Origin of the sequence: Enterococcus sp. DIV1298c (assembly GCF_017316315.1) — a bacterium.
GTDB lineage: Bacteria > Bacillota > Bacilli > Lactobacillales > Enterococcaceae > Enterococcus_B > Enterococcus_B mangumiae.
The window spans coordinates 1-14102 of sequence record NZ_JAFLWG010000022.1 but is presented as its reverse complement, the minus strand read 5'-3'; the positions used below and the strand labels follow the sequence as shown (position 1 = coordinate 14102).

7 protein-coding genes are annotated in these 14102 nt (G+C 41.2%); 6 read left to right on the top strand and 1 reads right to left on the bottom strand.

What is annotated here, in order from left to right; all coding sequences use genetic code 11:
* Positions 1-60: 60 nt before the first annotated feature.
* A complete protein-coding gene (locus JZO83_RS06175) occupies positions 61-660 on the bottom strand; it encodes a nitroreductase family protein (protein ID WP_207115253.1) in 600 nt (199 codons plus the stop codon).
* A 373-nt stretch (positions 661-1033) separates the two neighbouring features.
* On the opposite strand from JZO83_RS06175, the gene JZO83_RS06170 reads away from it, so the two are divergent.
* From JZO83_RS06170 to pheT, 6 genes are all read left to right on the top strand, one after another.
* Positions 1034-2497 carry a peptide MFS transporter gene (locus JZO83_RS06170; RefSeq protein WP_206859415.1) on the top strand — a complete coding sequence of 488 codons (1464 nt, stop codon included), beginning with the start codon at positions 1034-1036 and terminating at the stop codon, positions 2495-2497.
* Positions 2498-2636: 139 nt separating this feature from the next.
* Positions 2637-6167, top strand: coding sequence for a PD-(D/E)XK nuclease family protein (locus JZO83_RS06165; RefSeq protein WP_207115252.1), 3531 nt, complete (start codon positions 2637-2639; stop codon positions 6165-6167).
* Positions 6164-9883 (top strand): helicase-exonuclease AddAB subunit AddA, encoded by a 3720-nt coding sequence (gene addA / locus JZO83_RS06160; RefSeq protein WP_207115251.1) that lies wholly within the window; start codon positions 6164-6166, stop codon positions 9881-9883. Before JZO83_RS06165 ends, addA begins: the two co-directional genes overlap by 4 nt.
* Before the next feature lie 66 nt (positions 9884-9949).
* Positions 9950-10291, top strand: coding sequence for a helix-turn-helix domain-containing protein (locus JZO83_RS06155; RefSeq protein ID WP_019724054.1), 342 nt, complete (start codon positions 9950-9952; stop codon positions 10289-10291).
* Between the two features lie 310 nt (positions 10292-10601).
* The gene (pheS, locus tag JZO83_RS06150) at positions 10602-11645 is read left to right on the top strand and encodes a phenylalanine--tRNA ligase subunit alpha (protein ID WP_206859408.1); all 1044 of its coding nucleotides are present in this window, start codon (positions 10602-10604) and stop codon (positions 11643-11645) included.
* A 4-nt stretch (positions 11646-11649) separates the two neighbouring features.
* Positions 11650-14070 (top strand): phenylalanine--tRNA ligase subunit beta, encoded by a 2421-nt coding sequence (gene pheT / locus JZO83_RS06145; RefSeq protein WP_207115250.1) that lies wholly within the window; start codon positions 11650-11652, stop codon positions 14068-14070.
* The last annotated feature ends 32 nt before the right edge of the window (positions 14071-14102 follow it).

Sequence of the window (14102 nt, the reverse complement as noted above, 5' to 3'; positions counted from 1 at the left end):
TTTGTCTACAATCTGAGCTCCCTATTTTAGAATAGGGAGCTGTTTTTTGTCATTGACGAACTATGCACCAAAGACACGGAAACGATCTGCATCGTTCATATATTCTTTTTCGCCAGCTGGAGATTCAGGTGAACCAAAGACTAATTGTGCACGCAATTTCCAGTTTGCAGGAATTGACCATTCGTTTGCTACAGCTTCATCGATTACTGGGTTGTAGTGTTGTAAGTTGGCGCCTAAGCCTTCTTCGCTTAATGCTACCCAAGTGTTTGCTGTTGCGATCCCATTTGATTGTTCTGACCAATCTGGGAAATTGTCTGCATACAATGCAAATTGTTCTTGCAAGTTTTTGATAATCTCTGTGTCTTTAAAGAATAAGACAGTACCATAGCCTTTTTTAAAGCTTGCTAATTTGTTTTGTGTATTAGGGAAAGCTTCAGCAGGAGTCAATGGACGTAATGCTTCTTCTGTCATTTCCCATAATTTTTCGTGTGCATCGCCGAATAGGATTACAGCACGTGTTGATTGCGCATTGAAAGCAGTAGGGCTTTCTTTGATTGCTTCTTGGATCAAAGCAGTTAGTTCTTCATTTGATTGTGAAACGTTGCGTCCTAAATCATAAATCGAACGGCGGTTTTTTAAGCTATTTGTAAATTCAGTCATAAATCAGTTCTCCTTTAAATCGCTTTTCTGCGTTTTTTTCTTGATGACAAAATGAAGTATATCACCTTACAAAAAGTAAGTAAAATGAAATGCTCACAAAAAATATTTTTAAATATAATAATTTTAGATATGATTTAAAGGCCTTGATATAAGACCGTTTACATGACGGATCTAGCGATATTTCTTAGAAGTTGCGAGAAACGAACTATATAATTATTAAAAATAACCTATGTTTTTTCTTATCATTTTCCCATTGAAATTTTGTTGTATTTATAGAAAATAGGTATATATTTCTTAGATATATATTTTCACACGAATTTTCGGTAAATGTGTGTATTATTTTCTGAAAATTAAAAGAATTGGGGTATGGAAAATGGAAAAACAAGACAAAGGATTCTTCGGTCAGCCGAAGGGATTGTCTACATTGTTCTTTACAGAAATGTGGGAACGATTCAGCTATTATGGAATGCGCGCCTTACTGATCTACTATATGTACGATACAGTAGCGAATGGAGGTCTTGGCTTACCTCGAGCAACAGCCTTGTCGATCATGTCGATCTATGGTTCGTTGATCTACATGTCAAGTATCGTCGGTGGTTGGTTTTCTGACCGGGTGTTAGGAGCAAAACGGACTGTCTTTATTGGTGGGGTCTTCATCATGATTGGACATATCGTACTAGCATTGCCGTTTGGTGTCTCAACTTTATTTATCTCGATGGCATTGATCATCATTGGTACCGCCTTTTTAAAACCAAATGTTTCTGGCATGGTTGGACATTTGTACACTAAAACCGATCTACGAAGAGATGCAGGATTTTCAATCTTTTATATGGGGGTCAATCTTGGGGCATTACTCGCACCGTTGATCGTCGGCACGATTGGGCAAGAGTATAACTATCATTTAGGCTTCTCATTAGCAGCGATTGGTATGTTCTTCGGATTGTTGCAGTATGTGATCCAAGGACGTAAGACTTTGGATGGTGTAGGGATGACAGCACCTAATCCATTGACACAACAAGAACGTAAAGGATTTATCCGCAATGTTGTGATCGCTTTGATCGTATTTGCCATTATTTTTGGCGGGGCACAACTAACTGGACATTTGACGATCGATTTCTTCGTCAATACAATCAGTGTCTTGGGGATCGTTTTACCACTTTATTACTTTATTAAAATGTTGACATCAAAAGATGTATCGACGGAAGAAAAACCAAGAGTATGGGCATATATCCCGTTATTCTTAGCAGCAATCATCTTTTGGTCATTACAAGAACAAGGCTCATCAATCCTTGCTTTATTTGCAAGTGAACGGACACGATCGACTTTGATGGGAATACCGATCCAAGCTAGCTGGTATCAATCATTGAATCCGATTTTTATTTTTATTTTGACACCGGTATTCGTGACATTGTGGACTCGCTTAGGCAAACGTCAACCTTCGACAGTAGTGAAATTCTCGCTAGGTTTACTATTTGCAGGGCTATCTTATCTATTATTGATGTTACCAGGTATGTTATATGGAACAGCTGGCAAAGTAAGTCCGCTTTGGTTGATCGGAAGCTTCTTCATTATTGTGCTTGCTGAACTTTGCTTGTCACCAGTTGGACTATCTGTGACGACGAAATTAGCCCCAAGAGCTTTTGAGTCACAAACGATTGCGATCTGGTTCTTAGCGGATGCTTCTTCACAAGCCATCAACGCACAAATCGCTCGTTTTTACACACCGGGTACCGAATCAGCTTACTTCGGGATCATTGGGGTCGTGGCGATCGTAGGTGCAGTGATCTTGTTTGCAATCAAAGAACCAATCAAAAAATTAATGGGTTCGATCCATTAAGCTATGTTTTTGTCGGAGAGGACGATTGTCCATCTCCGGCTTTTTTTATTTCCAAAATTTAGGCGATAATAGAACAAATGTTCAGTTGTTTTTGTTATAATGATGACGTATATCAATTGGGAAAAAAGGAGGAAACAAGGTGTCGTTACAATTTATCTTGGGAAATGGTCAAAAAGACCACCGTAAAGCACTAATTGATGAAGCAGCCGCTTGGCTTGAAAAAGATGAAACACATCAGGTATTTTTCCTTGTACCTAACTATAATAAATTTGAGCAAGAGCAGGAATTATTAGCCGAAATGCGTAAAAAAAGCGGAAAAAGCTCTTTTAGCACAACGAATATGCAAGTATTCAGTTTCTATCGTTTGGCTTGGTACTTACTGCAACAAACCACGTTGCTTTCAGGAAATGAATTGACGGAAGCTGGTTCAGCGATGATCCTACGTCAGATTTTAGAAAAGAAACAAGAGGAATTGACGATTTTTCGAGGAGAAATCAGAAAAAAAGGCTTCATTCGTCAGTTGCAAGAATTATATAGCGAATTACAGGTAGGGAAGATAGCACCAACTGACTTGCTGACATCTGTGACAGGCGAGTCACTAAGAGATGAGGATCGTCAATTAAAAATGAAGGATCTGCAATTGATCTTCACCGCTTTTGAAGAGGAGTTGCTTCAACGAGCGCTCCAATCGGAAGATGCGTTAACGGTATTAGCAAATTATATGGCAACTCAGGATTATCGAAACATCAAATTTTTAGTCAGTGGATTTGCGCGAATCAATGCGCAAGAATTCCAATTGATACAAAAAATGATGGAAAAGGGGCAGCTTGTCGTTGATCTCTTATTGGATCGCCCTTATAAATCCGACTTGCCTGATCCATTGTCCTTGTTTTACAACACAGGTAAGGTTTATTTTCAACTACTGAACGCTGCACGAGAACAAAGTGTCCCTGTGGCAGTCGATCATTATGCGCCGGCACGAGCATATAAAAAAGAACTTCAATCGTTACAACAAATGTGGGAAGAAACTTCCAGTCACCAGAAAAGCACACCAACAAAGATTGGTGCGCAAGAGACACTACATCTATGGGAAGCAGAAAATCCAACGGAAGAAGTTCGCCAATTAGCGGTGGAGATCCGGCGTTTGGTCAGCCAAGAAGGGTTTCGTTATAAAGACATCCAAGTATTGACAAAGGATATGACGCTATACGGAAATCTATTGCGACCGATTTTCCAAGAAATGGCGATCCCTTTTTATTTGGACGAAGAACAACTGATGGAAAACCATCCATTGATCGAATGGATCAATAGCCTATTTGCTTTGGATCGTTACCAGTATCGTTTAAACGATATCATGCGTTTCTTTAAAACTGAGTTAACGATCGGTACACCAACCGATGAACTAGATCTTGATACGTGGCAGACGGCCAGAAACCAGTTTCGCACGGATCTGGATATCACAGAAAATGTTGCTTTAGCATACAACTATCAAGGCAATTATTGGCTTCGAGAAAAAGATTGGCAGTTTGTCGCCTATGATTTTGAAGCAGAACAGCTAGAAGACGTCAAACAGTTGGAAGAGCAATCAAATACGATCCGCAGACTATTTCGCGCATTGGTGCCTGTATTTATTGGGGATATCAAGAAATGTCAAACAGGACAAGAAGCAGTCACGTTGTTTTATCAGTTCTTGATCGAAAGTGGCGTGCAACAACAATTACTTTTCTGGCGTGACCAAGAAGTAGCCCGAGGAAACTTAGCTGCGGCTAGAAACCATGAACAAACCTGGGGCGCTTTGATGGATCTTTTGGATGAGTATTCATTGATCTATGGAGAAACACCATTTGACTGGTCCTTGTTTCAAGAGATCATCACTAGTGGCTTAGAAAATCTCAGCTATGGGAAGATCCCTACGGCAATCGATCAAGTTCGGATCAACCGTTTGGAACTTGTACGTGCGAATCAAGCGAAGGTCACATTTGCAGTTGGCTTGAATGATCAGGTGTTCCCAGATCGCCATGAAACGAAAGGCTTATTATCTAGCGAAGAACGAGAAGCGTTGAATCAAGGGCTGGCTGATGATCAATTTTTATTTGATCCCGCAAAGGAGAGTATGTCATTTGAACCTTTCCAAGCTTATTTAGTGTTTGCCTCGGGAACTGAACGGTTGTACTTGAGCTATGCGCAAAGCTATGATACGAATCGCTTGAAAATGTCTCCTTATTTGAAACGAGTCGTCGATTATCTGGGTATTCCGGTCGAAGCAAAATGCCAGTTGCAGTTGACGAGTGAACCCGATTGCTACGTGGGAACGTACCGTAGTGGCATCAATACGATCAATCGCGTCTACCGTTTAGCAAAAGAAGCAAAACAGGCTGTGCCGCTTTATTGGCAACAATTAAAAGATTTGGTGCTTCGTTCTAACGAACGGAATTTTGCGTTGACGATCTTTGAAAGTCAAGATCACCTGAATGTCCCTGTATCTTTGTCAGAAGAGATGGCAGAGGCCTTATACGGTAAAGAAATCTATACGTCGATCTCACGGATGGAAAACTTCTATAATTGTGAATATAAGTATTTTGTTCAATTTGGCTTGAAGCTGAAAGAACGTAATATTTATGGTTTGACACCAGCTGCTACCGGTGATTTTTATCATGAGTCACTCGATCGTTTCTTCAAGTTGTTATTCTCCAATCAACTTTCACTCGTAGCAATGTCTGAGAAAGAGCGTCAAGAATTTACTGAAAAAGTGTTACAAGAAGTGTTCGGTGAATTGCGTTTTGAGATTTTAGATAGTTCTGCACGAATGAACTATATCCGTTACCAATTAGGACAAACGATTCAAAAAGTGGCGTGGGCGTTACAAAAACAAAGTAGGAACACTGGTATGAAGCCGTTACAAACAGAGATTTTATTTGGACAGATTGCTGGTGCTCGAGGGATTCCTGGGCTTGAGATCCCTTTGGATAAGGGCGGGAAGCTCCATGTCCGTGGAAAAATCGATCGGATCGATGTCGCTACTGAACAAAGCGACACGTGGTTGAGTGTCGTGGACTATAAATCAAGTGGCCGTTCCTTTGACGTGACAGAAGCATATTATGGAATGGCGATGCAACTATTGACCTACCTTGATGTAGCGTTGATGGATGCCGTACGTTTAACCGGCAAGGCAGCAGTCAAACCGGCAGGCTCTTATTACTTGCATGTGCATAATCCCGTGCTGACGGATACGACAAATGTCGAGAAAAACACGTTAAAGAAATTCAGCTATGATGGGGTTTTTGTCGATGATCCAGGCTTATTAGAAGTACTCGATCATTCATTGGAAGCGAAAGAAAGCTCACTGATCTATCCGGTGAAGAAAAATGCCAAAGACGAGCTGCAAAAAGGCAGTTATAGCAAAGAAAAATTTTATACAGAAGAAGAACTGCAATTGTTCATGAATCATAATCGCGAGAATATGCGTTTAGCTGGTGAGGCGATCACATCCGGAGAGATCAAACTGAATCCAGCCTATAAAGACAAACAAAGAATCGCTTGTGAATATTGCCCGTTCCGAAGTATCTGTACGTTCGATGTCATGCTGAAAGAAAACAATTACCATCGTTTAGAAAAGCTTGATAAAGAAGAAGCATTACGCAGAATATTGAAAAGGAGTGAAGAAGAGTGACCTCAATTCCTTTAAAACCAGAAAATGAGCGCTTTACCGATGAACAGTGGCAAGCTATTTTTGATCAAGGAGATAATCTTCTTGTTTCGGCATCGGCTGGCTCAGGTAAAACAACTGTTTTGGTTCGCCGAGTGATCGAGAAACTAAAAATGGGGGTCAACATCGATGAGCTGTTGATCGTCACGTTCACGGAAGCCGCTGCAAGAGAAATGAAAGAGCGCATCCAGTCTGCGTTACAAGAAGCAGTCAATAGTGAAAGTGATCCGGTTTGGCAAAAACATTTTACGAAACAGCTTGTGTTGCTCCCAACAGCAAACATCTCAACACTCCATGCGTTTTGTTTGACCGTCATCCGTAAATATTATTATTTGATCGATATCGATCCAGTGTTTCGAATGTTGACAGATGAAACAGAGACGATCTTAATGAAAGAAGATGTGTGGGATGAAATCAGAGAACAGCTGTACGCTGAAAACCAAGAAAACTTCTTTCGTTTAACGATGAACTTCTCAAATGATCGTTCAGATGATGGATTGACGAATCTCGTGTTTTCTCTCTATGATTTTGCCCGCGCAAATCCTGATCCTATCGTTTGGTTGGACCGTTTACCTGAAGCTTATCGCTTAGAAGGTGGCTTAGCAGCTTCTACGTTGTATCAAGAACAGATCCGGCCATTGGTTTTAGCTGACTTACTTCATTGCACGCAACTTTATGAAGAAATGGTTGTTTTGGCACAAGAGGAAGGGCTAGAAAAAATGTTGGAACAAGTTGCCCAAGAGCAGGCAAGTATCCAACAAATCTATGAAGGATTCGTCAGTGATGAATTAGAGAATGCTTATCAAGGATTAGAAAATTTGACGTTCACAACATTCAAAAGCAGTCGCAAAGCGGAGTTAAAAGAGCGTTCGGCTGAAGTCAAGGCGTTAAGAGATCGTGCCAAAAAAATCTTGCAACAAATCGGTAAAAGCTATTTCCCAGTTTCACCCGCACAAATCGAAGAGTTAAGCCAAAAAGCGTTACCTCTCGTTGAACAAATGACGGAAGTCACTAAACTTTTCATGGAAGGATTCAGTGCGCGCAAACGCGAAAAAGGCGTACTGGATTTTAACGATTTGGAACACTTAGCGCTACAAATACTGACGAAACAGCAAGAAGAAGCGTGGCAACCAAGTGAAGCCTCGGATTATTATCGCAGGAAGTTCAAAGAAGTGATGGTCGATGAATACCAAGACGTCAACCAGCTACAAGAAGAATTACTTTATTGGGTCAGAGAACCGGATGAAGAAAAAGGCAATCTCTTTATGGTAGGGGATGTCAAACAGTCGATCTATTCGTTCCGTTTAGCTGATCCCACCCTTTTTATCAATAAATATGAGAAATTTTCGGAAGAAAGAGGCGGACGACGGATCGTCTTAGCTGAAAATTTCCGCTCACGGCAAGAAGTTTTGGCATTTACCAATTTGATCTTTGAACAATTGATGGACCCGACAGTCGGACAGATCGCCTACGATGAAGCGGCTAGACTTGTCCTTGGTTTTTCTGGTTTCCCAGAGAATGAGCGATTTTCACCAGAGATCCTGATTTATGAAAAAGCCCAAGAAACATCAGAAATCGAACTACCCATGGATGAAGTATTGGAAGATAAAACAGAAGGCGAATTGTTTATGACAGGGTTGAAGATCCGTCAGCTGATCGATTCACAGTTCATGATTTACGATAAAAAAAGGCAAGAAGAACGGCCAATCGAATACAAAGATATCGTTTTGCTGACGCCGACGAAGAAAAACAATCTGACAATCTTAGAAGTGTTCAAAACCTTTGATATTCCCTTAGAGTTAAATGATGCTCAAAATTATTTCCAAGCAACCGAGATCCGCACGATGATCTCCTTGCTGCAACTGATCGACAATCCTTATCAGGATATCCCGTTGGCTTCTGTCCTTCGTTCGCCGATCGTCGGCTTGATCGAACCAGAATTAGCGCGTATTCGCTTAGCAGATCAGGCGCATACTTACTATGATGCAGTGCTAGCTTATCAAAATAATAACGAAGACGAGTTGTCGGCTAAACTCCTTCATTTTAACAAGCAATTACAACAATGGCGGGAGTTAGCACGTCGTTCTTCAATCACTGATTTGTTATGGGAGATCTATTACCAAACGGGCTATTTGGAATACGTCGTAGGGTTACCAGCTGGTGCGCAGCGTCAAGCGAATCTTTATGCGTTAGTGGATCGTGCGAAAGCTTACGAACAAAGCTCTTTTCGCGGACTTTACCAGTTTGTCCGCTTTATTGAAAAAATGCAGGAAAAAGACAAAGATTTAGCGGAACCTGTCCTTGCTTCCAGTGACAATGCCGTTCGTGTCATGACTATCCATGCCAGTAAAGGATTAGAGTTCCCAATCGTCTTTTTATTAGATATGACGAAGCAATTTAATTTGCAAGACTTAAAAAACCGCTATGCTTTTGAAGAAAAACTCGGTGCAGGGGTCCGCTATATGGAGCCAGATACTCGGGTCTTATATGATACCTTGCCTTATCAAGCCATCAAATTAGCGAAACAGAAAAAACTGCTCTCGGAAGAAATGCGTAAATTATACGTGGGCTTGACACGAGCAGAGCAAAAATTGTTTATTGTCGGTTCCTATAAAAGCAAAGAAGACACGTTCAAAGCTTGGTCAGAAGCAAGCGAACAACCTGACTTAGTGCTAGATCCAGTGATTCGTCTGAAAAGTATGAGTAGTTTGATGAATTGGATCGGCTATAGTTTGATCCGCCATCCGAAAATGACTGAATACTTCCCAGAAGCTACACCGTTGCCACAACTAAAAGCTTCGCCTGGAGACTTTACGATCACTTGGATGAATCAAGAAGAGGTCATCGCACAACGCCAAGCGTTAGCAACAAAAGAAGAACAAGCAGAAGAGCATGTAAGCGATCAAACACCATTGTCCGCAGATCTAAAAACTCGTTTAGCGTTTGCTTATCCTTATGAAGCTTCTTCGCAAACGACTAGTTATCAATCTGTTTCTGAGATCAAACGTCTTTTTGAAGACCCGGATGATTCACCAGATGCACGATTGACCTGGGAAAGAAGTGATAAAAAAGCATTTGCACAACCGTTCAGGTATACACAAGATCAGTTGGCAGAACCCCGTTTTTTACAAAAAGAGCGTAAAGTTTCTGCCGCAGCAGTGGGGACTGCGACACACTTTCTGTTACAGTTATTACCATTGGAAAACTTGACGAAAGAGCGAGTCGAAAAAGAATTAGCGATACTGGTCAAAAAACGCTTGGTGGATGAGAAAGTTGCTAAAAGAGTACCGATTGCAGCTATTCTTTGGTTCTATGAATCATTTCTTGGCCAATCATTGATCGAACATTCAGAAAAAGTCAAACGAGAACAACCATTTTCAATGCTTCTCCAAGCAGAAAAAGTATTCAAAGAATATCCAAATGATCAAGACGAATTATTAGTCCATGGGATCGTGGACGGGTATCTCGACTTTGATGAGTATGTACAGCTTTATGATTTCAAGACCGATTTTATCTTGCATCCAGAAGATCCTGAGGAAATAGAAAAGGTCATCAGCAAATACCGTGGTCAATTGAACCTCTACCAACGAGCATTGAGCGAAGCGTTGAATAAACCCGTACAAGATGTCTTTCTAGTGTTATTACAAGCGAAGAAAATAATAAATCTTAATAAAGAATAAGAATTGAGCAAACTGGACTTACACTTTGTAAGTAATATGCTATACTCATAAAAAGAGGTGAGTAAGATGGAGCTAACACAGACAGAATTCATTCTGTGTCCCAAATTTGAAAAAACATTCTCGATTTTAGGAAAAAAATGGAATGGATTGATTATCGATGTATTACTCGAAAATGGTCCGCAGCGCTTTGTTGATCTCTCTGCAAAAATCCCAATGGTCAGTGACCGTGTCTTGGTCGAACGATTAAAAGAATTAGAAAAAGAAAAAATCGTTACGCGTAATTTTTCATGCAATGAATCGAGTCGTTCTGAATATATGCTGACTGAAAAAGGAGCAGATTTACAAAAAGCGATGGTCCAGTTACAACTTTGGAGTGAGAAATGGGTCACACCCGAAGAATGCAGTTGATTTTGTCTCAAAAATCTTGTACACTGGTTTTTAGTTGAATAATCAAAAAAGAACGATGACGAAAAAGAGTAGTTTGGTTGAACCAGTCAAGGGAGATCTGTCATAGACTGAAAGCAGATCCTGTGTTTGAAAAATGAAGTTCACTTTCCGAGTTCGTCTGGAATTTTTTTCAGGCCGGCAGAACGTCTGTCGTTAATAAAATGAGTGTACGGTCGTTTGGATCGTAAATTAGGATGGTAACGCGAAGACCTCGTTCCTTGATAGGAATGAGGTCTTTTTTGCATTTGAATTTTAAAGGAGGAAATCGCGCATGTCTTTACAAGCACAACTCGAAAGCTTGAAGGAAGCAACGATCGTCAAGATCAAGCAAGTACAGGATCTAAAAGAATTAAATCAGATCCGTGTCGAAACACTAGGAAAAAAAGGACCAATCACTGAGGTCTTGCGAGGAATGAAAGATTTAAGTCCGGAAGAGCGTCCAAAAGTGGGAAGCTTTGCCAATGAGATCCGTGATCTATTGACACAAGAGATCGAGGAAAGAAAAGCAGTCTTAGAAACTGCTGCCATGAATGCAGCATTAGAAAAAGAAACCATCGACGTGACACTGCCAGGTCGTTCAGTCAAACAAGGCACACGCCACATCTTGACACAGATCATGGAAGAAATCGAAGATATTTTTGTTGGTATGGGCTATCAAATCGTTGAAGGCTATGAAGTGGAGTCAGATCATTATAACTTCGAACGAATGAATTTACCAAAAGATCATCCAGCTCGTGATATGCAAGATACCTTCTATATTTCAGAAGAAATCTTGATCCGTACGCATACGTCGCCTGTCCAAGCACGGACAATGGAAAAACATGACTTTTCAAAAGGCGCGCTACGTATGATCTCACCTGGGAAAGTTTTCCGACGTGATACAGATGATGCAACGCATAGTCATCAATTTCATCAGATCGAAGGATTAGTGATCGATAAGAATGTCACGATGGGAGATCTGAAAGGCACATTGGAAGTCGTGATGAAGAAGATGTTCGGTGAAGATCGCCAAATCCGTTTACGACCAAGTTATTTCCCGTTCACAGAGCCTTCTGTTGAAGTCGATGTCAGCTGTTTCAAATGCGGTGGCTCAGGCTGTAACGTCTGCAAACACACCGGCTGGATCGAAATTTTAGGCGCTGGGATGGTTCATCCGAATGTTTTGGAAATGTCAGGGATCGATCCTGAAGAATACTCCGGTTTTGCTTTTGGACTGGGACCAGATCGTGTCGCAATGTTACGCTATGGTGTCAACGATATTCGTAATTTCTATCAAAATGACTTGCGCTTCTTAAGTCAGTTCAAGGGGGAGTAAAAGAATGTTAGTATCATATAAATGGTTGAATCAATACGTTGATTTATCAAATGTGACACCGCAAGAACTTGCGGATAAAATGTCGGTCACAGGAATCGAAGTCGAAGGGGTCACTGTACCTGAAGAAGGCTTGAAGAAAATCGTTGTGGGAGAAGTGAAGGAATGTGTCCCACATCCTGATTCTGATCACCTATCGATCTGTCAAGTAGACATCGGTGAGGAAGAATTATCACAAATCGTTTGTGGTGCGCCGAATGTCAAAGCAGGAATCAAAGTCATTGTGGCTTTACCAAATTCACGGATTGCAGGCAATGTCAAAATCAAAAAAGGAAAAATGCGCGGACAAGTCTCTAATGGGATGATCTGTGCGTTACAAGAAATTGGTTATTCTGACAGTGTCGTACCTAAAGAATATTCAGAAGGTATCTACTATTTACCACAAGAAGCGGTCAACGGTGAACCAGTCTTTTCTTATTTAGATATGGATGATGCGATCATCGAATTATCGATCACACCAAACCGTGCGGATGCCTTATCAATGAGAGGTGTGGCTTATGAAGTCGGCGCGATCTATCGTCAAACACCGGCATTCAATGAGGAAGAATTAGTAGAAGTCGATCGTAAAGCTTTAGAAAAAATTGCGGTAACAGTGGAAGACAAGGAATTGGTACCAGCTTATCAAATCCGCATCATTGAAAACGTCAAGATCCAATCGAGTCCACAATGGCTGCAAAATATTTTGATGAATGAAGGAATCCGCCCAATCAACAATGTCGTGGATATCACAAACTATATCTTATTATTGTTCGGCCAACCATTACATGCGTTTGACTATGATAAGTTAGGCACAGAAGAAATCGTGGTGCGTCACGCAGCAGCAGAAGAAAACATTGTGACGTTGGATGGCGAAACTCGCACATTGACCGCAGAAGATCTAGTCATCACGAACGGTCAAGTACCAGTGGCTTTAGCTGGTGTCATGGGCGGACTTGATTCAGAGATCACAGAAACAACCACAACTGTGGCATTAGAATCTGCTTTATTCGACCCAATCTCGATTCGCCGAACAGCGAAACGTTTCAATCTTCGTAGTGAATCATCTGCGCGCTTTGAAAAAGGCATCAATAAAGCAACTGTAGGCGAAGCAAGTGATGTGGCTGCGGCAATGATCGTTGCTTTAGCAGGCGGAGAAGTGTTACAAGGTGCTGTCAAAGGCTCTGAGTATCAAGCAGAAGAAGTAAAAGTGCAAATCACATTGGATCGTATCAACCATTATTTAGGTACAGCATTGACTGTATCTGAAGTCAGTGAGATTTTTGAAGCATTAGGATTCGGCTATCAAGTCGAAGGTGAAGCATATACAGTCATCGTGCCGCCAAGACGTTGGGATATCCAGATCGAAGCAGATATCATTGAAGAAGTAGCACGTATCTATGGCTACGATCGTCTGCCTTCAACGTTACCAAGTGGCGAAACAGTTGCAGGAAGCTTGACACAAGAACAAGCGACTACACGTAAGATCCGTACGTTACTGGAAGGTAGCGGATTAAGTGAAGCAATCAGTTATGCGCTGACCACAGAAGAAAAATCTCGTCAATTCGCGTTGAAAGAAACAGCAATCACTCGCTTGGATTGGCCAATGAGTGAAGACCGTTCTGTCTTACGCATGAACTTGATCAGTGGTCTATTAGATAACGTCCAATATAACACGGCACGTAAAAATGCGGATATCGCATTTTATGAAGTGGGTCGCGTATTCTATCAAGAAAACGATCCATTGACTCATCTACCACAAGAAGTCACTCACGTAGCTCTTGCAGTAACTGGTACATGGGCAGAGAAAAGTTGGCAAAGTAAGCCGCAAGCAGTTGACTTCTTTACTGTCAAAGGGATCTTGGCCAATGTTTTTGAACAGCTTTCATTGGCTGATGACATCAGTTACCAAGCATTGACAACGATCAAAGAACTTCATCCAGGTCGTACTGCGGCAATTTATTTAGGGGAGACAATGATCGGCTTTGTTGGTCAAGTCCATCCGATGACCGCAAAAGCTTACGATATTCCAGAAACATATGTTGCTGAGTTTGATTTAGCGACCGTCGTTGAAGCAGCTCAAAAAGGGATCACATTCCGACCAGTAACAAAATTCCCAAGTGTAACGCGTGACATTGCGATGTTAGTTGCTGAAAATGTGACGAACCAAGAAATCGTTCGCACAATCCAATCAGCTGCTGGCCGTTTCTTGACAAATGTTGAACTATTCGATGTATATCAAGGTGCAAACATCGAAGCAGGACACAAATCAGTTGCGTATACATTAAGTTTTGAAAACCCGGAAGCAACACTAACGGACGAAGAAATCAATCAAGCGATGAGCAAAGTTGAGAAGGCGTTGGCAGAAACAGTCAATGCAAGTATTCGTTAATATTAAATCGACAAAAAAATTGGAACAAGGTC

Excerpts from the sequence above, each read along its gene's own strand:
- JZO83_RS06175 (WP_207115253.1), bottom strand. The coding sequence starts at position 660 with ATGACTGAATTTACAAATAGCTTAAAAAACCGCCGTTCGATTTATGAT.
- JZO83_RS06155 (WP_019724054.1), top strand. The coding sequence starts at position 9,950 with ATGGAGCTAACACAGACAGAATTCATTCTGTGTCCCAAATTTGAAAAA.
- pheS (WP_206859408.1), top strand. The coding sequence starts at position 10,602 with ATGTCTTTACAAGCACAACTCGAAAGCTTGAAGGAAGCAACGATCGTC.
- JZO83_RS06170 (WP_206859415.1), top strand. The coding sequence starts at position 1,034 with ATGGAAAAACAAGACAAAGGATTCTTCGGTCAGCCGAAGGGATTGTCT.
- pheT (WP_207115250.1), top strand. The coding sequence starts at position 11,650 with ATGTTAGTATCATATAAATGGTTGAATCAATACGTTGATTTATCAAAT.